Raw genomic sequence first — 22,396 nt, forward strand, 5'->3', positions numbered from 1 at the left:
GAGGCGCTCAAGTCCGTGGACATGGTCGTGGACTGCACGTTCCTGCTGTTCAGCCCCGAGCAGTTCGAGATCCAGGCCGCCGGCACCCGCATCCTCACCGCGGTCGAGCCCGCCCCGCTGCTGGCCCGGCTCATGCCCACGAAGGAGCTGCGCGAACGCGTCGAGATCGGCGCCGAGCTGCTGGCCAAGGCCCAGACCATGCGGATCACCAGCCCGCACGGCACCGACGTCACCTACCGCCTCGGCGTCTACCCGACCATGAGCGAGTACGGCTACACCGACCAGCCCGGCCGCTGGGACCACTGGCCCGCAGCGTTCGTGTTCACCGGCGGCGCCGACGACGGCGTCGACGGGAAGATCGTGCTGGCCCCCGGCGACGTACTCCTGCCGTTCAACACCTACGTGCAGACCCCCGTCGAGATCACCATCGAGCAGGGTTTCATCCGCGACATCCGCGGAGGCCTCGACGCCGACCTGCTGTCCTCCCACATCCGCTCCTTCGACGACCCCCGCGGCTACGGCATGAGCCACGTCGGCTGGGGCCTCGACGAACGCGCCCACTGGCACGGACTCACCCAGTTCGGCGGCGGCATGGGCATGGAACTACGCAGCTTCTACGGCAACGTCATGTTCTCCATCGGCCCCAACAACGAACTCGGCGGACCCAACGACACCCCCTGCCACTTCGACATCCCCATGCGCGGCAACTCCCTCCACCTCGACGACGAACTCATCGTCGACAACGGCGAACTCACCGTCCCCGAGATGCGCCCGGCCGGGAAGCGCTGAGATGACCACCCACCAGGCGGGCGGAGCCGCTCGTCAAACTGGTCACCACCGTCAACGGTCAGCAGGTGAGCGAAAGCGTGCCGCCGCGGCTGCACGTCGCCGACTTCCTTCGCCAACGGCTGGGGCTCACGGGCACCCACGTCGGCTGCGAGCAGGGTGCCTGCGGCATGTGCACGGTGGTGGTCGACGGCGAGGCGATCAAGTCCTGCCTGATGCTGGCCTGTCAGCTCGACGGCCGGAACGTGCAGACGGTCGAGTCGCTCGCCGAGGACGACCGGCTCAACCCGCTGCAGCAGGCCTTCAGCCAGGAACACGCACTGCAGTGCGGGTTCTGCTCACCCGGGTTCCTCATGACCGCGACGGCGCTGGCGTACCAGGGCGGGCACCCGACGCGGGAGGAGATCCGCGAGGAGATCGCCGGGGTCCTCTGCCGGTGCACCGGCTACGCCACCATCGTCTCGGCCATCGAGCGCTACTTCGCCGGATCCTCCCGGCCCGACCCGGACGACGACGCCGCCGACGTGACCGAGGGGACGCGAGGCCGACGATGACCATCCTGGACCGCCCCGCCCCGGCCGGGACCGAGCGGCGGACCGGCGTGATCGGCACCTCCGTCCTCCGGAAGGAGGACGAGCGCCTGCTGCGCGGCGACGGCCGGTTCACCGACGACGTCGAGCCGGCGCACGTGCTGCACATGGCCGTCTCCCGCTGCCCCTACCCGCACGCGCGAGTGCTGCGGGTGGACGCGGATGCGGCGCGGCGGCTGGACGGGGTTCTGCACGTCCTCGTCGGCGCGGACGTCCGAGCCGCCACCGAGCCGATGACGGTGCTCCGGCCGGTGCCGGGCGCGCCGCAGCTGCCCTACTACGCGCTGGCCCAGGGCATCGCGACGCACGAGGGCCAACCGGTGGTGAGCGTGGTGGCGACCAGCCGGCACGTGGCCGAGGACGCCCTCGAACTGGTCGACATCGAGTACGAGCCGCTGCCGCACGTCGTCGACGTGCTCGCCGCGCTCGAGCCGGACGCCCCGGTGCTGCACCCCTCTGTGCTCGACTCGAACCTGCTGGCCGCGAACTCCGACGGCAGCGGGGATCCCGAGGCGCGGATGCGTGAGGCCGCCGTCGTCGTCGAGGGCCGGTTCCGGATCAACCGGGTGACCGCCCTGCCCATGGAGACCCGGGCCGTCCTGGCCCAGTGGCGGCCCGGCGCTCGCGAGCTGACGGTGCACTGCTCGACGCAGGTGCCGCACCTGGTCCGCAAGCAGCTCGCGGAGTCGCTGCGCCTGGCCGAGGGCGACATCCGGACGATCGCCTCCGACGTCGGTGGCGGCTTCGGCCTCAAGCTCGGCGTCTTCCCGGAGGACGTGCTCGCATGCCTGCACGCGATGGCGCTGCGCCGTCCGGTCAAGTGGGTGGAGGACCGCGCCGAACACTTCCGGGCATCCACCCACGCCCGCGAGTCGGTGCACGACTACCGCATCGCAGCCGACGCCGAGGGGCGCATCCTGGCGATGACCAACGTCTACGCCACCGACATCGGCGGCTGGAACTCGCCGTTCGGGTCCGCGCAACTGTCGAGCGTGGTGTTCAACGGCCCGTACCGGGTGGAGGACGGCTACGCCGAGCGCCGGGTCACCCTCACCAACAAGACGCCGATCGGCGCCTACCGCGGCTACGGCCAGCCCGAGGTCAACTTCGCCTACGAGCGGCTGATGGACCAGCTCGCCCGCCGGCTGGACCTCGACCCGGTGGAGCTGCGGGCCAAGAACATGCTGACGCCGCAGGAGCTGCCCTGGAAGAACCCGACTGGCGCCGTGTACGACAGCGGGGACTACGAGCGCTGCCTGCGGATGGCTGCCGAGGCGATCGGGTGGTCCGAGCGCCGGGCCGCCGCCCCGGCGCCGCGGGCGGACGGCCGGCTCGTCGGGATCGGGTTCTCCTCCTTCGTCGAGCGCACCGGCTACGCAAGCGCCCGCTTCCTGGCCCGGCGCGGGTCGCAGTTCGGGGCGCACGAGAGCGTCACGCTGCGCTCCAACCGGTCCGGCGGGATCGACGTCTACACCGGCGTCTCCACCATGGGGCAGAGCAGCGAGACGGCATTCGCCCAGGTGGTCAGCGACGTGTTCGGCATTGACTACGCCGCGGTGAAGGTGCACGCCGGGGATACCGGCGCCTCCCCGCTGAACACCGGCGCCTTCGCCTCTCGCACCATGATCGCGGCGAGTGGGGCGCTCAAGCAGGCCGCGGAGGTGCTGGCGGGCAAGACACTCCGGCTGGCCGCCTGGCGGCTGGAGGTCGAGGCCGCCGACCTGGAGATCGCCGGGTCGCTCGTGCGGCACCGCGAGAACCCGGACGTGCGAGTGTCGCTCGCGGAGGTGTTCGGGGTCGCCATCACCGGCCAGGGCATCCCGCCGGACGAGGAGCCGGGCCTGGAGTCCACCACCCACTTCGAGCCCGCCGACGCCGCCTACTCCTACGGCACCGCCGCGGCGCGCGTGTCGGTGGACCCGCATACCGGGGAGTTCGACGTCGAGCGGTTCGTGCTGGTGCACGACGCCGGCACCGTGGTGAACCCGCAGGTCGTCGAGGGCCAGGTGCGCGGCGCCCTCGCGCAGGGCTTCGGTGCGGCGCTCACCGAGGAGCTGAGCTACGACCCGGACACCGGCCAACTGCTCAACGGATCGATGGTCGACTACTTCCCGCCGACCGCGGCCGACCTGCCCCCGATCGAGCTCCTGCACACCGAGGTGCCCTCCCCCGTCACCCCGTTCGGGATCCGCGGGGTCGGAGAAGCAGGCACCATCCCGCCCGGTGCCGCGGTCGCGAACGCCGTCTGCGACGCGCTCGCCGACTTCGGCGTGGAACTCGACAGCCTGCCCGTCACCCCCGAGGTCATCTGGCGGGCTCTGTCCCACCGGGCGGCTCCCGAGGGACCCGACGACCACCTCGCGCCCACTCCGGGCGATCTCCCCGACGGAGGACCTGGATACTGATGACCGAGCACCGCACCCCCGAACCGGGACCCGATCTGGCAACGAAGGCCGTGGCCTGCGAGGACCAGCCCGCACCCGAGGGTCTCGACTCGTCGCGGATCGGCCTGATCGTGCCGAGTTCGAACACGACGATGGAGACCGAGCTTCCCGAGCTCTTCCGCCGGCAGAGCGAGGCCACCGGGCACCGGTACACCTTCCACTCCGCCCGCTCGGCCATGAAGCAGGTGAACCGGGAAGAGCTGCTGGCCATGGTCGACAAGGCGGCCGATTGCGCGACAGCGGTATCGGACGCCGACGTCGACGTCATCGCCTACGCCTGCCTCGTCGCGGTCATGGCGCAGGGACCCGGCGCGCACGAGAAGTCCGAGCAGGTGATCGCGGACGCCGCCCGTGCCAACGGGCACCCGGCCGAGGTGGTCAGCAGCGCCGGCGCCCTGGTGCGCACGCTGCGGATGATCGGCGCCGACCGCGTCGCGATGGTGACCCCGTACATGGCGCCCCTCACCCGCATGGTCGGCGAGTACATCGAGGCCGAGGGCATCGAAGTGCTCGACGCGGTGGCCCTCGAGGTGCCCGACAACCTGACCGTCGGCCGGCTGGACCCCGCGCGGCTGCCGGAGATCGCCCGCGGTCTGCGCCGGGAGGGAGCGCAGGCCGTCGTCCTGTCGGCCTGCGTCCAGATGCCGTCGCTGCCCGCGGTGCAGCAGGTCGAGGACGAGCTGGGGCTGCCCGTCGTGACGGCCGCGACGGCAACGGCGTTCGAGGTGCTCACCGCGCTTGGCCATCGGCCTGCCATCACCGGAGCAGGTCGCCTGATGAGCTGACCCGTATCGCCCCGGGAGGCGCTGGCACGGCGGGCGCCCGGTGGAAAGCCTGTCCCGGGGTAGCAGGGTGGGACCGCCACATCGAGGAGCCCGACGTGCCGCCGTCCTACCCCCGCCGCCCGGACGCCGCCACGCCCTCCCGTGCCCGCTAGGGGCGCACCAGTTGCGGCCGGGTGCGAGCAGCCGCGGATTTGCGGTCGGTCGACGGCCACGTCGAAGGGTCATGGATGCGTCCGGCTGGTTGGCCAGACCGCATTCACGACGGCTCACCGAGATCGAACAGATCAGTAGACAGGGCGTCAGAGAAGAACGGTATCGCGGCGCCCCTCGACGAGATGACCGGCCAACTCCACCTCTCAAGATCGGCGAGGTTCGACGATGCCACGCGCTACCGACCGGTCAGCCGCTGCGCTGCCTGGTCGAGGCGCCGTCATCGCTTCAACACTCACCATGGAGGCCGCGGGCGCGTTCAGCACGTCGCGGATCTTAGCCTAGACCTAACACCTGTTTGGAAAGTCGATCTTGTCGCCGGGTGCGTGTCGGTGAGCGGAGACAAGTGAGGTCTCCGGTAGATGGATCAACGACGAAGAAGACCATCACACGGAGACCTCGCAGGGACCGTACCCGCGGGCGGACGCAGGGACCTCACCGACGTGCTGTCGCAGCTGCTGGAACCACTCCTGCCAGCGACAAGCGTGCTGGGGGCACCGATCTGGACCCGACGCCAACTGATCAACGGGATCCGCTGGCGGATCCGCACCGGCGCGCCCTGGCGGGACGTGCCCGAACGCCACGGCTCCTGGCAGTAGATCTACGGACTGTTCTTCGGCTGGCAACGCGACGGCACCTGGGCGCGGGTGTGTTCGCGGCTGCAGCAGCTCGCCGACAGCGCCGGCTTGATCACCTGGGATGCCTCAGTCGACTCCACCGTGGTGTGCGCGCCCACCAGCACGCCGCGGCGGCGGGCACGTCATCGGCGAGCCCGCCACTGCTCGACCATCAACGCATTCCCGCCGGCTGAGGCACTCGGCTACGTCCGAAGCACGTTGACCTGCCGGCGGCGGTACCAGGGTTGGTCCTGTCGTGGAGGGCAACCGTCAGGTGGACCACAGTGACGCCTCAGGATGAAGGCGAAGCGGCCCTGATCGGTGTCGGCGGCGCCTGAAAACTGACCCCTTTGCGGCGCGGGGGTTCGGGGGCGGATTCGCATGATCATCGCAACACCTGACGTCATCAGGGTGTCAGGGCGGCGGCGAAGAGCTCGGCCGGGGTGCGCCAGCCGTGTCGCTTGCGGGGCCGGTGGTTGAGCCGGTGCTCGGCCTCGGCGAGATCATGCGGAGTGAAGATCCGTAGGTCGGTCTTCTTCGGGAAGTACTGGCGCAGCAAACCGTTGGTGTTCTCGTTCGTCGGTCGCTGCCAGGGGCTGGCCGGGTAGGCGAAGTAGACGCCCTCGGCGAAGTGCTCGGCGAGCAGATCGTGCTGGGCCATCTCCGAGCCCTGATCCCAGGTCAAGGTCAACCGCACCTGCGTCGGCAGGTTGGCGATCGCCTGCTCGATGCCCAGCCGGCACCGCTGCGCGTCGTGGCCGTCGGGCAGATAGACCAGGCGCACGTACCCGCTGCGGCGATCGACGAGGGTGCCGATCGCTGACTGGCTGCTCCGGCCGACGATCAGATCGCCCTCCCAATCACCGACCCGGCTGCGCTCTGCGACGACCGCCGGGCGGGCGTCGATCAACCGGGCGGGCGCGACATAACGAGTCTGCCGCGTGTCCGGTCGTCGGCGGCGCTTGCGCAGCCGACGCCCGGTGCGCAGCCGCCGGGTCAATGTCCTGCTCAGACCGCCCTTCCCGCCGTGGTAGAGCGCTTGGTAGATCGTCTCGTGGCACAGATGCCACGACGGCCGGTCCGGATAGGCCAGGCGCAGATGCGCGGAGATCTGTTCCGGACTCCACTCCAGCTCGAGCTTCGCCTGCACCACCTGGCGCAGACGGGGTTTCGGCTCAGCCGGGTTTGCCGTGGCCACCGGGTCCGGTCTCGAGCTCGTGCGTGGGCGAGGTCGCCGTCGTAGACCCCGCCGTCGTGCGGGCGCAGGTTGCGGCGCAACTCACGACTGACCGTGGACGCAGCACGCCCGAGCCGGCGCGCGATCTCCCGAACCCCCACGCCGCCGCGGCGCAGCGTGGCGATGCGCTGCCGCTCCAGCAGCGACAGGAAGCGGCCGGTCCGGCTCGTCTCGGGCAGCCGCTCGGGCGCCAACCCGCCGGTCTCGGCGCGCCACCGGTAACCCGTCTTCCGGCCAATCCCGAGGATCTTGCAGGCCTGAACGGTGCCCACACCGTTCGCCAGCAACGCCCAATACTCCGCCTCCAGGTCCAACCGCCGCTTACGACCACGCCGCCCCATCCACACACCCCTGATCTAGCAGGCATGTTGCGACAAGCCCCCGAACCCCCGTGCCGCCAGAGGGTCAAGATTCGCGCGCCGTTGACAATCGGAGCGATTTCAGGCGACGCTGATCAGCTCGGTGCGCCCACGACGAGGTCGTTTACCAGCGCGACGGCGTGGGGGAAGGGTTCAAGTCCCCCCTCGGACACCACGCAGTGCATCCCTGCAACACCCGCGTCGCTGTCGAGGGGATCGGCGTCCGGGCGCGATCGCCAGACCGACGTACCTGTGCTCAAGCGCACTTGAGCACCTCCGGTCCGCATCTGCCACATCCTTCCGTGCCTCCTGCCGGAGGACGAGGTGGTGACCTCGACCGTCGTCCCCGCCCTTCCCACGGTCCGGCGTCGCGCCACAGGCGACACGGCGGGACCCAGATCCGCCACGGCCCGACCGCTGCCGATCCCTCCGCTGCCATGCGGGTCTGCTCGTGAAGCGGTCTATGGCATCGCAATCCTCGACCGGTACGGCCGCCTCGCCGAGCGCACCGTGCTCCGCGCCCTGCACTGGGGGCCCGGGCACCCGCTCGCCCTGACCCTGGTCTCCGGCTCCGTCCTCGTCGTCGCGCACGACGGCGGGACGGCCCGCGTCGGCAATGACGGATATCTGCGCCTCCCGGTCGGCGTGCGCCGAGGGTGCCGCCTCGCGGCCAGTGACCGAGTGCTGCTGGTCGCCGAACCCGCCATCGGCCGACTGCTCCTGCATCCACCCGCCGCGCTGGGCGCGCTGCTCGACGCCCCCCCACACCGTCATCCTGCGAGGAGCCACGCCATGACCACCACGCAGCCACGGTGGACCACGCCCGGCGCGCCGAGCTCGACGCCGCCCGGCTGTTGCTCGACCGCATGGGCATCACCCCCGCCGACCTGCTCCCCACGCCCCGCCCCCGCGCCACGGTTCCGACCTTCGCCTAGTACGTCCCCGCGTCCGCGACGCGGTCGGCGACGGCACCCGCCGGGTGTACGGCTCGTACTGGAACCGCGTCGTCGACCGCTGGCCCGACTGCCGGGACTCCCGATCCCCGACACACTGACGATGCCGACCACCACACCCGACAGCACCAACAAGATCAACCTGTCATCGGCAACCGAACCGACGACTCCCGGCCAGATGATCGGCGTTGGGGATGCCGCTCAACAGCCAGGCGAACAGCGCGAAGGCACCGGCCGGCCCCCCTCCGCGCCGCGGTGCTTCAACCGGTGGGCTTCCGTCGGGTCCCGGACTTGCTCCACGAGCGGCCGGCCGCGGGCGCCGACGTGCTCAGCGCCCATACCGGACATCGGATGAGCCCGGCGGCGGCGCGGCCGGCAGCGGCCGGCCCGCCCTGACCCGCGGCGACCCCGGCCGATCTAATCGGCACATGGATTCCGGCCTGCTCGCCATCGACGACCTGCGCTCGCTCGCACCCACCGACACCGACCGCCTCGGTCACTCGACCGTCCTGGATGCGGCGGGCGCTCGCGTCATCCTCTTGTCGTTCCCCGACGGTCACGTACTTCGCGAGCACCGCACACCGCGGCCCCTGCTGTTGCAGGCGGTCGAGGGGCACCTACGCATCACGGCGGCCGGCCGGACCACGGACCTCCGCCCCGGCGGGCTGATGTTCCTCCCTGCGTCCATGCCCCACGAGGTCGCAGCGATCGGTGCCTCTCAGCTCGTCCTCACCCTGCTGCCGACCCAGGACCGAACGGTCACGGCAAACCCGAGTTAGGTAGCGCTAAGCTCACTGCATGGTCGCTACCCACGACGCGCAACCCGGGCCCGAGCTCGGTGCGGGCCTCCCGCTCACGCGCATGCCAGCACACTGGATGCTCGGCCGACTGGGCAAGAAGGTCATGCGGCCCGGCGGATTCGCGATGTCCGAGCGGATGATCGCGAACCTGGCGATCACTGCCTCGGACGACGTGGTCGAGATGTGGCCGGGCCTGGGGCGCACCGCGGCGCTCGCCCTGGCCTACCGACCCCGTTCCTACATCGGGATCGAGCGCGGCGAGGCGGAGGCAGCCCGGGCACGCAATCAGCTCGACGGCACTGGCCACCGATGCGTCGTGGCTCCCGTACACCGCTCCGGACTCCCCGACGACAGCGCCGGCGTCGTCTACGGCGAAGCGCTGCTCACTCTCGAGCCCGCGAGCATGAAGGCTGCTGTGCTCGCCGAGGTGGCGCGCCTGCTGACTCCCACGGGGCGCTACGGCATCCACGAACTTCTCCTCACCCCGGACAACCTCACCGAAGCCGCCAAGGACGACATCCAGACCGTCCAGACTAGCGTGCTCCGGATCGGCGCGCGGCCCCTGACCCGCCCGGAGTGGTGCACACTGCTCGAAGGCAGCGGGTTCACCGTCCACGTGGAGGAGACCAGCCCCCTGCTCCTGCTCGACCCCCGCACCGTTCTCGCCGACGAGGGGCTCGGCGGGACGGCCACCATCCTCGGGCGCAGCCTCGCCAATCCCTCCGTGCTACCTCGCCTCACGCGGATCTGGCGCACCTTCCATCGCTACCGCGACAACCTCGGCGCCATCACCTTGGTTGCGCACCGGCAAGACTGACCGGGGGTTGGGCCTGGCATGCACGAGCCAGCCGCTCATCGACCTCGTCGGCGAGCCGGCGCTCGATGGCGTGCACGGCGAGTTCGGGCAGCGCCCGGTTGAGGTGGGGCTCCATTCTCCGATCACGGAACGATGGCAGCCGAGGAAGTAGCCCGACGAGCTACGGGAGCCGGCGATCCGGCTCGTGCTCGACGCCCGGGCCGAGCCGGGCAGCAGCGGTAAGGGAGCGTGCCGGCGGATCAGCGAGCAGGTGGGGATCAGTGCGGAAACGCTGCCTGGCTGGGTCGCCCGAGCCGAGATCGACGCCGGTATCCGACCGGGCACGACCACCGTCGACAACACGACCCGGATCTCGGATCTGGAACGAGAAGTCCGCGCCTCCGCGGCTATCCGTGCGTTGCCTGCCGCAGCTCATTGCCGGCGGTTGCCGGCCGCGAGCTCGACATGGCTACGCTCCATCAACCGCCTGATCATCGGCGTGAAGATCAGCTGCATGGCAAGTTCCATCTTCCCGCCGGGGCACACGACCGTGTTCGCACGCGACATGAACGAGTCGTGCAGCATCGAGAGCAGGTAGGGGAAGTCGATCCCGTGCGGATCGCGGAACCGGATGATCAGCATCGACTCGTCCGCGGTCGGGATGGATCGCGAGATGAAGGGGTTGGACGTGTCGACGACGGGCACCCGCTGGAAGTTCACGTCGGTGTTGGAGAACTGCGGGCACATGTAGTTCACGTAGTCCGGCATCCGCCGCAGGATGGTCTCGGTGACCGCGTCGGATGTGTACCCACGGGCCCCCTTGTCCCGGTGCAGTTTCTGGATCCATTCGAGGTTGAGCACGGGGACGACACCGATCCGCAGGTCGGCGTGCCGGCCGACGTCGACCGTGCCGGTGCGGATCGCACCGTGCAGGCCCTCGTAGAACAGCACGTCCGTGTCGGACGCCAGGCTCTCCCACGGCGTGAACGTCCCGGGCTGCTGCCCGTAGGGGGCAGCCTCCACGTCGTCGTGCAGGTACTTGCGGATCTTGCCGGTGCCCGTCTCGCCATAGGTGCGGAAGAGCTCCTCGAGCTCGTCGAACAGGTTTGCCTCCGGGCCGAAATGGCTGAACGCGTGGTCGCCGCGCTCGTGGGCAGCCGCCATCGCCGCCTTCATCGCGACGCGGTCATAGCGGTGGAAGCTGTCCCCCTCGACGAACGCGGCGCGCACCTCCTCCCGCCGGAAGATCTGCGCGAACGTGCGCATGACAGATGTGGTGCCGGCCCCGGACGAGCCGGTGACCGAGATGATCGGGTGCCTGCGTGACATGCCGTCCCTTCCTCCAACTTCCTCAGCCGCTGTTCGCACGGAACAGGCCGCGCTCGCCGTACAGGGGGGAGTCGTCCGGGTGGTCGTTGTGCAGCTGGTGGTACCGGTCGAGCAGTGCGACCTCGTCCTTCGCCCCGAAGATCAGCGGGATGCGCTGGTGAATGCCGGTCGGGCCCACGTCGAGGATCCGTTCGCGCCCGGTGCTCGCCGCGCCGCTCGCCTGCTCGATCAGGAACGCGACGGGGTTGGCCTCGTAGAGCAGCCGCAGCCGTCCCGGCTTCGCCGAGTCCTTGGAATCGCGGGGGTAGAGGAACACCCCGCCCCGGGTGAGGATGCGGTGCGTCTCGGCGACCAGGGAGGCGACCCAGCGCATGTTGAAGTCCCGGTGCCGCGGCCCGGAACTGCCCGCCATGCACTCGTCGACGTAGCGGCGCACGGCCGGCTCCCAGAACCGGCGGTTCGACGAGTTGATGGCGTACTCGCCCGTCGCGGCCGGCACCTGGATCGCTTCTCGCGTGAGGATGAACTCGCCGAGCGACCGGTCGAGCGTGAACTCGTGCACGCCCCGGCCCACCGTCAACACCAGCGTCGTCGCCGGACCGTACAGCGCATACCCGGCGCAGACCTGCGCCGTTCCGGGCTGCAGGAAGTCCGCTGTCCTCGCGTCCACCCCCGGTCGGGGCGCGCGCAGCACCGAGAAGATGCTCCCGACCGAGACGTTCACATCGATGTTCGACGAACCGTCGAGCGGGTCGAACAGCAGCAGGTACTTGCCGCGCGGGTAGTCCGCGGGCAGCACGTAGGGATCGTCCAGCTCCTCGGAGACCATCCCCGCGAGGCGGCCGTTGCGCTCGGTCGCACGCAGGAAGTAGTCGTTGGCGATGACGTCGAGCTTGTGCTGCACCTCGCCCTGGACGTTGGTCCTGTCGATCTTGCCGAGCGTCTCGCGTAATCCACCGAGCGCGACGCGGTTGGCGACCGCCTTGCACGCCAGTGCCACCTCGAGGATCACCGAGTTCAGGTCCCCACACGCGGTGGGATGGTGGCGCCGCTCCTCGATGAGGAACTGCGCGAGGGTCGTGTGGTCGGCCAGCATGGGCAGAGCCTGCTCGCACCCGCGGGCGCGGGAATCCCCCTGGTGGGGGGCCCGATGAGGGGGTCATGCGCTGGGCGCGCGCCAGCCGAGCTCCGGGACGGCCAGCACGTGCTCGAGGAGCAGCCGAGTGGACGGCGTCGGGTCCGGCTGGCCGACGATGTGCCACGGCCGGTCGAGCGGGGCGCCGGGGACCGGCAGCTCGACCAGCGCGCCGGCGTCCAGCTCGCGGCGCACGGCCTGCCGCGACACGAGCGTGACGCCGAGTCCGGCCGCGGCCGCGGCGACGACCGCGCCGTTCGAGCCGAGCGTCATCGACGGCGGCGAGACGTCCAGGCGCTCCAGCAACGCCGCGCAGGTCGCCCGCATCCCGGACGCCGGTTCGCGCAGCAGCCAGGTCACCCGAGCCGGGTCGAAACCTGCGCCCCTGTCCGGCGCGCCGACCACGACCAGCGTGTTCGGGCTGACGGCCCGCACCCGAGCGGTGAGCAGGCCGTCCGGCGGCCTGCCCGCGACGACGAGATCGACCTCGTGGCGTGCCAGCATCGGCCAGACCAGGCCGCGCGGCGCCACCTCCAGGCGCAGCACCACGCCTGGGTGCTGCGCACGGAAGGAGGCCAGCATGGCCGGGATCAGGAACTCCCCTGCGGTGGTGACCGCCCCGATCCGGACGGCGCCGTGTTCCGGGTCGGCCTCCGCGCGGGCGGCGAGCAGCGCCTCGGCGTGCAGGCCGAGGATGCGGCGCGCGTACTCGGCGTAGCGTTCCCCGGCCGGGGTGAGCCGGACGCCCCGGCCGTGCCGGGTGACGAGCGGGGTGCCCACTTCGGCGCTGAGCGCGCTGATCGCCGACGAGACCGACGACTCGGTGACCACCAGGCGCTCGGCCGCGGCGCGGACCGAGCCGGTGTCGGCCAGCTCGACCAGCGTGCGCAGCCTGGCGTTCGTGGTCACGCCGCCGCCCGGCCCGTGCGCGTCGTCCAGATCGTCATGCGGTCCAGCATCACACTCACGACCGGGATGCGAGCCCGACGAGTCCCGGGTCGAAGGCGGCGCGCGCCACGATCGACGCCGCTGCGGTGGTGACGATCAGTTCGGCGTCGGACTCCTGGCCCTTCGCGAGCACGATCGCCGCGCTGTCGGGGCCATCGCGGTGCGCCATCAGGAAGTCGTAGAGCAGCCAGTCCAGGGCGCACGCCACGGCGAACGGGTCGGCAGCGGGCGACTCCGCGGCCGCCGTCACCGACCGGAGCGCATCGCGGTGTTCCTGCCGTGCGGCATCCTTGTTGGTGCCCGAGCTGTCGAAGAGCAGCGTCGACAGGGTCAGGGGGTACCGCTGGCCGGATTCCGTCCGCACGATCCACCGGCCGCCGGCCCACGGCCGGTCGGGATCGACCTGAACCATCTCCCCGAAGCCGCCGACCATGCCCACCACGGGATCGTCGAGTTCGCCGTCGAAGGGCGCGGGGCCGAGCAGATCCAGTGGGAGCCGGGCCCGGATCGAGAACAGTGCCGCGGTGCCGATGATCTGGCCGGCGCGGATGTCGGCACCGATGCGGGTGAGCGCGAGCGCGAGCGCGAACTCGTGACAGAGCCGGTCCAGGGCGCGGTGCAGCTCCAGCAGCCCTTCCCGCTCCCCGTGATCGGCGGGGCGGCGCCCGCCTCCGAGGAGATCCCCGAACCGTTCCGCGGCGATGATCAGCGCGTCGTCGAGGGCGGCCAGGTGCGTGGCGACCAGCCGGTCCGGCTCGTCGTCGCCGACCACCAGTTCCTGCAGCGTGCTCGGCCGGCCGTCGGGGGTCGCCCACCGGAAGCCGATCTGGCCGTCGGCCTGGAGGATCCGTGGCCTCACCCGACACGCTCCCGGCCCAGTCGCCGGTTGGTGAGGCGCAGCTGGCGCACGGTGCCGTTCTCCAGCGCGCGAACCTGGTGTGGGACGAGCCGACCGCACACCTGACCCCAGTGCAGCGCGACCTCGTCACCGACGGCGAGATCCGGCACCGCGCTGTACCCGTCGACGCGGACCGACACCCGCGTGACCGCAGGCGGGGACAGCTCGAGCAGGCCGTCCCGCACCGCGAGCCTGCAGCACCGCACGTCGGCGGCGTCCTCGTCGAGGGACAGCACGGTCCCCCAGCCGATCCGGCAGCTGTCCAGCACGTGCAGCGGGTGCTCGTCGATCCCCCGGCCGAGCAACCGGGTCCAGGGATAGACCCCGAAGACGTGGAAGCTGTGGTTGCCGGCCGCCTCCTGCAGCAGCTCCGGGGACAGGTGGGCCCAGTAGTGGCCCGCCTGCGGGCCGATGACGGCGAGCAGCTCCGCGCCGAACACCTGCGGATCGAGGTCGGCCCCGACACCGCCGCCCAGCCAGTACGACTCCACCACCCGGAGATCCATCGGATCGTCGATCCCGGCCATCCGGGACAGCACCTGCAGGTACGGCCAGGCACCGGAGAAGCGCTGCGCGGCCGCCCGGACGCCGGCCGCGGATCCCCGGCGCAACGCCGCCGCTCCGGGCGGCCCGCAGTAGCCGAGCGAGTTGGGCGCGAAGGCGTAGTGGGCGAACATCCGCGTGCCGCGCGTGTCCGTCCCCGCCGGCGCCGTCATGAGCACCCTGCCTGCCCCACCAGCGCACCTGCGTCACGGTGCAGCCGACCGAAGTTGTAGTAGGCCGCACACGCCCCCTCGGCTGACACCATGCAGGTGCCGATCGGGGTCTCCGGGGTGCACGCGGTGCCGAACACCTTGCACTCCCACGGCTTGAGCACGCCCTTGAGCACCTCGCCGCACTGGCAGGCCTTCGGGTCGGCGACCCGGATGCCGGGCATCGCGTACCGCTGCTCGGCGTCGAACTCGGCGAAGTCGTCGTGCAGCTTCAGGGCGCTCTGCGAGATGAAGCCGAGCCCGCGCCATTCGAAGTGCGGACGCAGCGCGAACACCTGACCCATCAGGGCGAGTGCCGCGGGGTTGCCCTCGGGGTGCACCACCCGCGAGTACTGGTTCTCCACCTCGCAGCGGCCCTCGTCGATCTGCCGCAGCAGCATCGCGACGGAGGCGAGGATGTCCAGCGGCTCGAACCCCGCGACGACGATGGGCTTGCCGTAGATCTCGGGCACGAACCGGTAGGGCCGGTTCCCGACGACGGTCGAGACGTGCCCCGGACCGAGGAACCCCGACAGCCGCAGGTCCGGAGAGTCCAGGATCGCCTTGATCGGCGGCACGATCGTGACGTGGTTGCAGAAGACACTGAAGTTCGTGACACCCAGTTCACGGGCCCGGACCAGCGTCACCGCCGTGGACGGCGCGGTGGTCTCGAAACCGATCGCGAAGAAGACGACCTGCTTGCCGGGGTGGTCGACGGCGAGTTTCAGCGCGTCCAGTGGCGAGTACACGAAGCGGACATCGGCGCCGCGCGCCTTCGCGTCGAGCAGGCTGCCGTTCGACCCGGGCACCCGCATCATGTCGCCGAAGCAGGTGAAGATCACGTCCGGTTGCCCGGCCAGCCAGATCGCGTCGTCGATCCGGCCCATCGGGATCACGCACACCGGGCAGCCGGGACCGTGCACCAGCTCGACGCTGTCCGGCAGCAGGTGCTCGATGCCGTGCCGGTAGATCGTATGGGTGTGCCCGCCACACACCTCCATGAACTTGAACTGCTCGCCGTCGCCGTCGCCGGCGGCTGCGAGCTTCGTGATGGCCCCCAGCAACGCACGGGCGGCCGCCGGGTCGCGGAACTCGTCGACGAATCGCATTGGTTCTCCGTAATCAGATGATCGAGACAGTCAGATGATTGACGAGGTGTCGAAGGCGTCTATCTCGTCGTCGTAGGCCGTACCGAGCTTCTGCACCGCTGCCAACGTGAGCAGCGCCTCGGTCTCGTCGATCTTCGCCATGGCGAACCCGACGTGGACCAGCACCCACTCGTCGGGTTCGGGCATGTCCTTCTCCAGCAGCCGCACACTGATCGTGCGCTGCACACCGCTGACGTCGACCTTCGCCAGACAGTTCGCCGCGTCGGTGATCTCCACGATCCGTCCGGGGATTCCCAGGCACATGGTGACAACTCCTCTCTCAGCAGATTCTCGGCAGCGGGTCGCCGACGAGCATGTCGACGATCCGGGTGCCGCCGAAGCCGGTACGCAGCACCACGGTCGCTTCCGGTTCCGCCACGACCGTGCCGATCTCGACAGCACCGTCACCGAGCGGCTGCGCACGCAGCGCCGCAAGCCCGGCCGCGGCCTCGTCCGGCGCCACGACGGCCAGGAACTTGCCCTCGTTGGCGACGTAGAGCGGGTCGATGCCGAGCATCTCGCAGGCCCCGTTCACCACCGGCCGCACCGGCAGCCGCTGCTCGTCGAGCACGACACCGAGGCCGCTGACCCGCGCCAGCTCGTTGCAGACGGTCCCGACGCCGCCACGGGTCGGGTCGCGCAGCCACCGGGTGGACGGCGCGGCCGCCAGCAGCGCCTCGACCAACCCGCTCACGGCCGCCGTGTCCGAGCGGATGTCGGCTTCGATCGCGAGATCGCCGCGGGCCAGCATGATGGCCATCCCGTGGTCGCCCATCGGCCCGGAGAGCAGCACCTTGTCCCCCGGGCGCACGGCGGCTGCCGAGAGCTCCCGCCCGGCAGGCACCAGACCGATGCCTGCGGTGGTGATGAACAGCCCGTCGGCCGCGCCCTTGGGCACGACCTTCGTGTCGCCCGTGACGATCTGCACGCCCGCAGCGGCGGCCGCGCCGGCCATGTCGGCGACGATCTCCTTGAGCTCCGTGATCGGGAAGCCCTCCTCGAGCACGAACGCGGCCGAGACCCACGACGGCACCGCTCCGGCCATCGCCAGATCGTTGACGGTGCCGTGCACGGCCAGATGCCCGATCGAACCACCGGGGAAGCGCAGGGGCTGCACCACGAACGAGTCGGTGGACATCGCCAGCCGCTCGCCGCTGGGCAGCGTGACCACGGCGCCGTCGCCGAGCGACTCGAGCAGCGGGTTGCGGAACGCCTCGACGAACACCGCGTCCACCAGCGCCGCGGACGACTTCCCGCCCGCACCGTGGGCCATGGTCACGATCTCGTCGCGCAGCCGGGGCCGGCGCCTGCGGAACGCCTCGATCCGTTCGATGACCTCGCCCTCGGCGAAGGTCGGGCCCGACGACAGGTACTCGTTGACGGTCCTGCTCATGCTTCGTCCGTTCCGTGCTCGTGCACCGTGGCCCACAGCTGGTAGCCCAACAGCGCTTGCGACTCCTGGATGCGGTGCACGCTCTGCGACGCGACGACGAAGCACACGTCGACGTCGCGGCTCGTCGCGAACTGCCCGCCGTCGTAGCCTGCGAAGCCGACGGTGTACATGCCGCGCCGCTTCGCCTCCCGCAGCCCGGCGGTCAGATCGGCCGAGCTGCCGCTGGTGGACATCGCCACCGCGATGTCCCCGGCGTCACCCCTGGCGATCAGCTGCCGGGCGAACACGAGCTCGAAGCCGACGTCGTTGCCCAGAGCGGTGAGGATCGCCTGGTCGGCGGTCAGCGACCAGGCAGGCAGCGCGCGCCCCACGGGAGGACGGGCGAACAGGGCGGCCAGCGTGCCGGCATCGGTCGAGCTGCCGCCGTTGCCGAAGGTGAACAGCCGCCCGCCCGCGGCGAACCGCCGCGCCATCTCGGCACCGGCTGTGGCCAGCCCGTCCGCGCCCGCCTCCAGCGTGGCCCGGCGCAGCGCCGCGCTCTCGGTTGCCTTGGCGCGCGCCGACGCCGCGAGGTCGGCGAGCAGCGCCCGGGGGTCACGTTCCTGTGCATCGATGAAGGGGTAGAGGAAATCGGTCGCCTCTCCGGCCCCGGTCGGCTGTGTCATTCGCTGTCCTCCTCACGCACCGTGCTGATCGCCATGCCCGCGTGCACGAGCAGGAGCTGGCCGGGCTCGACCGGATCGACGAGTACGGTCGCGACCGACTCGATGCCCTCGGCGGTGCGGACCCTGGCCGATCCGGACCTGGACGGCGACACGACCTCGCCGAGCCTGCCCTCGTCGCTGCACGTGATGCACACCTCGTCGGTGCACTCCGCCTGGTCGGCCACCAGCAGCCCCGGATGCTCGAAGCACACGTGGGTCAGCTCCCAGAGCAGGTGGTAGAGCAGCACGAACCCGCCGGTGGCCGGCACCCGTGGATCGGGGTCCTCGATCCACAGCACGTGGTCGGCCGCGCCCGCGGGCGGCCGCGCCCCGCTGCCGATCCAGATCGTGGTGGCACCCCAGGCCGGAGCCCGCCGCATGACGGCGCGCACGTCGGCGTCGGCCGCACTCGCCACCGCGACCACGATGTCGCCGGAGCGGACCGACACGCGGGCGGACCCGACGAGGTCGCGCCCGGTCAGCGCCACCGCGGGCAGCGCCTTCTTGCCCACGATCACCGGGTGCACGAACTCGACCGCGACGTGCTGTGCGTGCGGCTCCCACGCCGGCGCCAGGCACCACATGGTGGCCCCGGCCGAGAACCGGCGCGCCAGTGCGAACGACGCGGCGGCGAGATCGTCCGACAGCCCCTCGTCGATGCCATGGTCGACCACGGTCGTCATGACGGAACCACGCCTTCGTCCCCGAAGACGCCGTACTCGGCCATGGTCGCCAGCGTGAGCCGCGCCGAGTCCTCGTCGATGCGGCTCAGCGCGAAGCCGGCGTGCGCGATGGTGTACTCACCCACCCGCAGGTCCGGCAGGTAGGCCAGGCAGAGGTTCTTCACCTCGCCCGGGAACTCCACCCGTGCCATCCGGGCGCCGGACTCGTCGTCCCAGATCTCCGCCACCCGCCCCGGGATTCCCAGACACATCGCTCAACCCTCCTGATCCGATGCCGGTCCGGCGGTCGCCGCCAGCACCGACACCGCCGCTTGTCCGAGCGCCAGGCCGCCGTCGTTGGGCGGCACCACGCGGTGGGTCAGCACCTCGTACCCGGCCGCTGCCAGGCGCCGACGGCATTGCCGCAGCAGCAGCACGTTCTGGAAGACCCCGCCGGTGAGACCCACCGTGCGCACGGTTCCCGCAACCTGACCGACGACCGTCACCACCGCCGCCGCCACGGCGACGTGGAACGCCATGGCGAGCTGCGCGGGTGCCGCCCCGGCGCGCAGCGCCACCACCGTGTCCCGCACCAGCGGGGCCGCGTCGATCGAGCCGTCGGCGTGCACGGCCAGGCCCGGCCACGCCACATCGACGGCGAGGTCGTCCGCCTCCGCGGCCAGCACCTCCAGCTCGATGGCGGCCTGGCCCTCGTAGGAGATCCGGTGGCGGACGCCGAGCAGCGACGCCACGGCGTCGAACAGTCGCCCCATGCTGGTGGTGGGGACGCAGCCCACTCCGGTGTCGAGCTGCGATCGCAGCGCGGCGAGCTCCGCGGGGGTCGCGGCACGGACCGGCGCCAGGTCGTCGGCCCACTCGACGCCTGCCGCTCGTGCGTGCGCCAGCGCCATCCGCCAGGGATTGCGCACGGCGTGGTCCCCGCCGGGCAGCGGGACCGCGGCGAGGTGCCCGGCGCGGACGAACCGGTGGCTGTCGCTGCCCAGCACGAGTACCTCGCCGCCCCACACGGTCGCGTCGCAGCCGTAGCCGGTGCCGTCGAACGCGATCCCGACGATCGGCTCGCCGAGCCGTCCGTGCTCGGCCAGCAGGGAAACGACGTGCGCGTGGTGGTGCTGGACGAGGTCCAGCGGGCGGTCGCCGGCATGCCGCTCGGCCCACGCGCTGGTCAGGTAGGAGGGATGCAGATCGGCGACGAGCCGGGCAGGCGTGCCCCGGAGGTCGCAGAGCTGGGCGACGGACCGCTCGAACGCCCGCAGCGTCTCCAGCGTGCCCATGTCCCCGACGTGGGCCGAGCAGAACGCCCGCCGCCCGTCGGTGAGGCAGAAGGTGTTCTTGAGCTCGGCGCCGACCGCGAGCACGGGGGGCCCGTCGAGCCGCAGGTCGACCGGCAGCGGGGCGTAGCCGCGCGAGCGGCGGATCGGCAGCTCGTGGCCGTCGACCACCCGCACGACCGAGTCGTCGCAGGGGACGTGGATCGGCCGGTCGTGGTCGAGTACCCCGTCGCAGAGCGCGGGCAACCGGTCCGCCGCGTCGTCGGCTGTGTAGCAGATCGGCTCGTCCGAACGGTTCGCGCTGGTCAGCACGATCGCCTCCGGGACTCCGGTGCCGGCGCCGGGCACCGGCGCCAGCAGGAGGTGGTGCACCGGGGAGTAGGGCAGCACGATCCCGAGCAGTGGGCTGTCCGGTGCGACGCCACCGGCCACCGGTGCACCGGGCCGCCGGCGCACCAGCACCACCGGGCGGGCCGGCGAGCACAGCACCTCCGCCTCCGCGGAGTCGATCTCCGCGTACCGGCGGGCCACGTCGAGATCGCGGACCAGCACGGCGAACGGCTTGCCACCGCGGGCCTTGCGCGAGCGCAGGTCCGCCACCGCGGACTCGTCGTCCGCGGCACAGGCCAGGTGGTAGCCGCCGATGCCCTTGATCGCCACCACCCGGCCGGCGCCGAGCGCGCGCTGGGCCGCGGTGAGCGCAGCGTCGGCCCCGGTGACCCGGTCCTGGCCCTCGGCGAACCCCTGTCCGTCGGTGAACCACAGCGACGGCCCGCAGTCGGGGCACGCGACGGGCTGCGCGTGGAAGCGGCGGTCGGCGGGATCGTGGTACTCGGTGGCGCACCGGTGGCACAGCTCGAACCCGGCCATCGTGGTGTCGGGCCGGTCATAGGGGAGCGCCCGGATGATGGTGAACCGCGGGCCGCAGTTGGTGCACGTGATGAACGGGTGCCGATGGCGGCGGTCGGCCGGGTCGAACAGCTCTCGCAGGCAGTCGTCGCACACCGCGACGTCCGCCGGGACGGCGGTCGCCGCGCCGTCGCCCGCCCGGCTCGCGACGATCCGGAAAGGCGTGCCGCGATCCGGCTCCGGCGGCACGTCCGCCCAGCCGACGTCGGTGATCGCGGCGAGGGGCGGCGCCTCGTCGCGCAGCCGGCGGGCGAACTCGTCGATCACCGGGGCCGCACCCTGGACCTCGATGAACACGGCCGCGGAGTCGTTGCCGACCAGCCCCCCGAGGTGGAGCTCGCGGGCCAGCCGGTGCACGAACGGGCGGAAGCCCACGCCCTGGACGACCCCGGTGACGGTGAACCGGCGGCGCGTCGGGGCGGGTACCACAGTGGTGGTTGTGTCCATCAGTGCCGCCGCCAGATCACGACGCGGTTGTTCCCGGAGTCCGACACGGCGAGCCGGTCACCGCGCAGCGACAGCCCGTACGGCCAGCAGAGCGTGTCGTGCTTCACCGCGGTCCACCGGTTCTCCCCGTTGGTCGCGAACGTCGGCTGGGCCAGCACGTGGTCGGCGCCGCGGCCGTCGGTCGGCACGCCGTCCCAGAGCAGTACCCGGTTGTTGGCGGTGTCGGCGATCGCCAGCCGCTCGTCCACTCCGGGCGTCCCGTCGAGGCCGACCGCGTAGGGGAACCGGAAGCGCTTGTTGGTGTGCGGCCCGTACGGCCACTCGTCGGCGCCGTCGAACCCGCTCTGGCCGAGCACGAACGTCGCAGGAGCGTCGGCGTCGGGCATCGGCGACCAGCCGAGCAGCCGGTGGTTGCCGGCGTCCGCGACGAGCAGCAGATCATCGCGGCCGTTGATGTCGTGCGGCCAGCGGAAGCTCGCGGGCCCCGCCGCCGCGCCGCGGTTCTCGTCGCGCGCCGCGGGGTCGGGCTGGCCGAGCAGCACGTCGGCCGGGCGGCCCGGCTCCGGCAGCCCGCCGTCCCAGCCGAGCACGCGCCGGTTGCCGGTGTCGGCGATCCAGAACCGGTCGCCGACCATGGCGATCCCGAACGGCCAGTACAGCGAGGACGCCGAGCAGGTCCCGCCCTCGTTCGGCTCGACGGAGCCGGCGTCGGGCTGCCCGAGCACCATGTCCGGTGCCACATCGTCGGCGTGAGGCACCTCGTTCCAGACGAGGATGCGGTGGTGCCAGGCATCGGCCACGACCAGCCGCCCCTCGTGCACCAGTACGCCGGTGGGGAGATGCATCCCGCGCTCCGGCCCCCGCCCGCCCGCCGCGGGTCCCTCGGTCGTGCCGTCCGGTTGCCCGAGCACGACGTCGGCAGGCTGCTCATCGGTCTCGGGGACGCCATGCCAGATCAGCACGCGGTGGTTACCCGAATCGGCGACGACCAGGTGGTCCGCACCGAGGAAGACCGCACGCGGCGAGTACATCCACGCCATCGACGGCGTTGCCTGCGGCAACGCGAGCCCGCCGGTCGCCGGTGCGCCGAGCCATGTCTCCGGTTTCCAGCCGTCGGCCAGGCTGATCTCGGGCTCCGGGTCGAGCCGTGCAGGTCTGCCGCCGACGTTGTGCCGGACGGTCAACCGGCTCATCGCACGCCC

The 22,396-nt window shown here is 71.5% G+C and carries 21 protein-coding genes and 1 pseudogene; 8 read left to right on the forward strand and 14 right to left on the reverse strand.

Going from position 1 to position 22,396, the window contains the following annotated elements; all coding sequences use genetic code 11:
* The 5 genes from CFP66_RS45455 to CFP66_RS49775 form a co-directional block, all read left to right on the forward strand.
* On the forward strand, positions 1 to 789 hold a 789-nt coding region (locus CFP66_RS45455; RefSeq protein ID WP_094931695.1), incomplete at its 5' end, for a leucyl aminopeptidase.
* A gap of 38 nt (positions 790 to 827) precedes the next feature.
* Entirely contained in the window at positions 828 to 1,340 is a 513-nt protein-coding gene (locus tag CFP66_RS45460) for a (2Fe-2S)-binding protein (RefSeq protein WP_094931697.1), read from the forward strand.
* Positions 1,337 to 3,781 (forward strand): xanthine dehydrogenase family protein molybdopterin-binding subunit, encoded by a 2,445-nt coding sequence (locus CFP66_RS45465; RefSeq protein WP_094931699.1) that lies wholly within the window; start codon positions 1,337 to 1,339, stop codon positions 3,779 to 3,781. The genes CFP66_RS45460 and CFP66_RS45465 overlap by 4 nt, the downstream gene beginning before the upstream one ends.
* A complete protein-coding gene (locus CFP66_RS45470; protein ID WP_143517627.1) occupies positions 3,781 to 4,605 on the forward strand; it encodes an aspartate/glutamate racemase family protein in 825 nt (274 codons plus the stop codon). The genes CFP66_RS45465 and CFP66_RS45470 overlap by 1 nt, the downstream gene beginning before the upstream one ends.
* 572 nt (positions 4,606 to 5,177) lie before the next feature.
* Complete coding sequence (locus CFP66_RS49775) at positions 5,178 to 5,414, forward strand: transposase (protein ID WP_233160281.1); 237 nt, start codon at positions 5,178 to 5,180, stop codon at positions 5,412 to 5,414.
* 424 nt (positions 5,415 to 5,838) lie between these two features.
* Here the strand turns inward: CFP66_RS49775 and CFP66_RS45480 are convergent.
* Positions 5,839 to 6,863, reverse strand: a pseudogene (locus CFP66_RS45480) (IS30 family transposase).
* A 977-nt stretch (positions 6,864 to 7,840) separates the two neighbouring features.
* On the opposite strand from CFP66_RS45480, the gene CFP66_RS50120 reads away from it, so the two are divergent.
* The 3 genes from CFP66_RS50120 to CFP66_RS45495 all read left to right on the forward strand — a co-directional run bounded on the left by CFP66_RS50120 (position 7,841) and on the right by CFP66_RS45495 (position 9,598).
* The gene (locus tag CFP66_RS50120; RefSeq protein WP_255413948.1) at positions 7,841 to 7,963 is read left to right on the forward strand and encodes a hypothetical protein; all 123 of its coding nucleotides are present in this window, start codon (positions 7,841 to 7,843) and stop codon (positions 7,961 to 7,963) included.
* Between the two features lie 446 nt (positions 7,964 to 8,409).
* Positions 8,410 to 8,760, forward strand: coding sequence for a cupin domain-containing protein (locus tag CFP66_RS48355; RefSeq protein WP_158228470.1), 351 nt, complete (start codon positions 8,410 to 8,412; stop codon positions 8,758 to 8,760).
* Positions 8,761 to 8,779: 19 nt separating this feature from the next.
* Positions 8,780 to 9,598 (forward strand): class I SAM-dependent methyltransferase, encoded by an 819-nt coding sequence (locus CFP66_RS45495; RefSeq protein WP_094931703.1) that lies wholly within the window; start codon positions 8,780 to 8,782, stop codon positions 9,596 to 9,598.
* Between the two features lie 411 nt (positions 9,599 to 10,009).
* Here the strand turns inward: CFP66_RS45495 and CFP66_RS45500 are convergent, their stop codons facing one another.
* The 13 genes from CFP66_RS45500 to CFP66_RS45560 form a co-directional block, all read right to left on the reverse strand.
* Positions 10,010 to 10,906, reverse strand: coding sequence for a phosphoribulokinase (locus CFP66_RS45500; RefSeq protein ID WP_094931704.1), 897 nt, complete (start codon positions 10,904 to 10,906; stop codon positions 10,010 to 10,012).
* A gap of 22 nt (positions 10,907 to 10,928) precedes the next feature.
* Entirely contained in the window at positions 10,929 to 12,002 is a 1,074-nt protein-coding gene (locus tag CFP66_RS45505) for a class 1 fructose-bisphosphatase (RefSeq protein ID WP_094931705.1), read from the reverse strand.
* 63 nt (positions 12,003 to 12,065) lie between these two features.
* Positions 12,066 to 12,950 carry a LysR family transcriptional regulator gene (locus tag CFP66_RS45510; RefSeq protein ID WP_094931707.1) on the reverse strand — a complete coding sequence of 295 codons (885 nt, stop codon included), beginning with the start codon at positions 12,948 to 12,950 and terminating at the stop codon, positions 12,066 to 12,068.
* Positions 12,951 to 13,005: 55 nt separating this feature from the next.
* A complete protein-coding gene (locus tag CFP66_RS45515; protein ID WP_094931709.1) occupies positions 13,006 to 13,848 on the reverse strand; it encodes a hypothetical protein in 843 nt (280 codons plus the stop codon).
* Entirely contained in the window at positions 13,845 to 14,603 is a 759-nt protein-coding gene (locus tag CFP66_RS45520) for a DUF6390 family protein (RefSeq protein ID WP_094931710.1), read from the reverse strand. The genes CFP66_RS45515 and CFP66_RS45520 overlap by 4 nt, the downstream gene beginning before the upstream one ends.
* Positions 14,600 to 15,748 carry a hydrogenase formation protein HypD gene (gene hypD, locus CFP66_RS45525; RefSeq protein WP_094931712.1) on the reverse strand — a complete coding sequence of 383 codons (1,149 nt, stop codon included), beginning with the start codon at positions 15,746 to 15,748 and terminating at the stop codon, positions 14,600 to 14,602. Before hypD ends, CFP66_RS45520 begins: the two co-directional genes overlap by 4 nt.
* 30 nt (positions 15,749 to 15,778) lie before the next feature.
* Positions 15,779 to 16,051, reverse strand: coding sequence for a HypC/HybG/HupF family hydrogenase formation chaperone (locus tag CFP66_RS45530; RefSeq protein ID WP_094931714.1), 273 nt, complete (start codon positions 16,049 to 16,051; stop codon positions 15,779 to 15,781).
* 16 nt (positions 16,052 to 16,067) lie between these two features.
* Positions 16,068 to 17,180, reverse strand: coding sequence for a hydrogenase expression/formation protein HypE (gene hypE / locus CFP66_RS45535; protein ID WP_094931716.1), 1,113 nt, complete (start codon positions 17,178 to 17,180; stop codon positions 16,068 to 16,070).
* Positions 17,177 to 17,845, reverse strand: a complete 669-nt coding sequence (locus CFP66_RS45540; RefSeq protein WP_094931718.1) for an SIS domain-containing protein — start codon at positions 17,843 to 17,845, stop codon at positions 17,177 to 17,179. Before CFP66_RS45540 ends, hypE begins: the two co-directional genes overlap by 4 nt.
* Positions 17,842 to 18,567, reverse strand: coding sequence for a HypC/HybG/HupF family hydrogenase formation chaperone (locus CFP66_RS45545; protein ID WP_094931721.1), 726 nt, complete (start codon positions 18,565 to 18,567; stop codon positions 17,842 to 17,844). Before CFP66_RS45545 ends, CFP66_RS45540 begins: the two co-directional genes overlap by 4 nt.
* A complete protein-coding gene (locus tag CFP66_RS45550) occupies positions 18,564 to 18,818 on the reverse strand; it encodes a HypC/HybG/HupF family hydrogenase formation chaperone (protein ID WP_094931722.1) in 255 nt (84 codons plus the stop codon). The genes CFP66_RS45545 and CFP66_RS45550 overlap by 4 nt, the downstream gene beginning before the upstream one ends.
* Positions 18,819 to 18,821: 3 nt before the next feature.
* Entirely contained in the window at positions 18,822 to 21,194 is a 2,373-nt protein-coding gene (gene hypF, locus CFP66_RS45555; protein ID WP_094931724.1) for a carbamoyltransferase HypF, read from the reverse strand.
* On the reverse strand, positions 21,194 to 22,387 hold the full coding sequence (locus tag CFP66_RS45560) for an NHL repeat-containing protein (protein ID WP_094931726.1): 1,194 nt from the start codon (positions 22,385 to 22,387) through the stop codon (positions 21,194 to 21,196). The genes hypF and CFP66_RS45560 overlap by 1 nt, the downstream gene beginning before the upstream one ends.
* Positions 22,388 to 22,396: the final 9 nt, after the last annotated feature.

Source organism: Pseudonocardia sp. MH-G8 (assembly GCF_002262885.1).
Classification (GTDB): Bacteria; Actinomycetota; Actinomycetes; order Mycobacteriales; family Pseudonocardiaceae; genus Pseudonocardia.

Excerpts from the sequence above, each read along its gene's own strand:
- CFP66_RS49775 (WP_233160281.1), top strand. The coding sequence starts at position 5,178 with ATGGATCAACGACGAAGAAGACCATCACACGGAGACCTCGCAGGGACC.
- hypE (WP_094931716.1), bottom strand. The coding sequence starts at position 17,180 with ATGAGCAGGACCGTCAACGAGTACCTGTCGTCGGGCCCGACCTTCGCC.
- CFP66_RS45550 (WP_094931722.1), bottom strand. The coding sequence starts at position 18,818 with ATGTGTCTGGGAATCCCGGGGCGGGTGGCGGAGATCTGGGACGACGAG.
- CFP66_RS45530 (WP_094931714.1), bottom strand. The coding sequence starts at position 16,051 with ATGTGCCTGGGAATCCCCGGACGGATCGTGGAGATCACCGACGCGGCG.
- CFP66_RS45540 (WP_094931718.1), bottom strand. The coding sequence starts at position 17,845 with ATGACACAGCCGACCGGGGCCGGAGAGGCGACCGATTTCCTCTACCCC.
- hypD (WP_094931712.1), bottom strand. The coding sequence starts at position 15,748 with ATGCGATTCGTCGACGAGTTCCGCGACCCGGCGGCCGCCCGTGCGTTG.
- CFP66_RS45465 (WP_094931699.1), top strand. The coding sequence starts at position 1,337 with ATGACCATCCTGGACCGCCCCGCCCCGGCCGGGACCGAGCGGCGGACC.
- CFP66_RS48355 (WP_158228470.1), top strand. The coding sequence starts at position 8,410 with ATGGATTCCGGCCTGCTCGCCATCGACGACCTGCGCTCGCTCGCACCC.
- hypF (WP_094931724.1), bottom strand. The coding sequence starts at position 21,194 with ATGGACACAACCACCACTGTGGTACCCGCCCCGACGCGCCGCCGGTTC.
- CFP66_RS45545 (WP_094931721.1), bottom strand. The coding sequence starts at position 18,567 with ATGACGACCGTGGTCGACCATGGCATCGACGAGGGGCTGTCGGACGAT.
- CFP66_RS45500 (WP_094931704.1), bottom strand. The coding sequence starts at position 10,906 with ATGTCACGCAGGCACCCGATCATCTCGGTCACCGGCTCGTCCGGGGCC.
- CFP66_RS45520 (WP_094931710.1), bottom strand. The coding sequence starts at position 14,603 with ATGACGGCGCCGGCGGGGACGGACACGCGCGGCACGCGGATGTTCGCC.
- CFP66_RS45505 (WP_094931705.1), bottom strand. The coding sequence starts at position 12,002 with ATGCTGGCCGACCACACGACCCTCGCGCAGTTCCTCATCGAGGAGCGG.
- CFP66_RS45495 (WP_094931703.1), top strand. The coding sequence starts at position 8,780 with ATGGTCGCTACCCACGACGCGCAACCCGGGCCCGAGCTCGGTGCGGGC.
- CFP66_RS45470 (WP_143517627.1), top strand. The coding sequence starts at position 3,781 with ATGACCGAGCACCGCACCCCCGAACCGGGACCCGATCTGGCAACGAAG.
- CFP66_RS45560 (WP_094931726.1), bottom strand. The coding sequence starts at position 22,387 with ATGAGCCGGTTGACCGTCCGGCACAACGTCGGCGGCAGACCTGCACGG.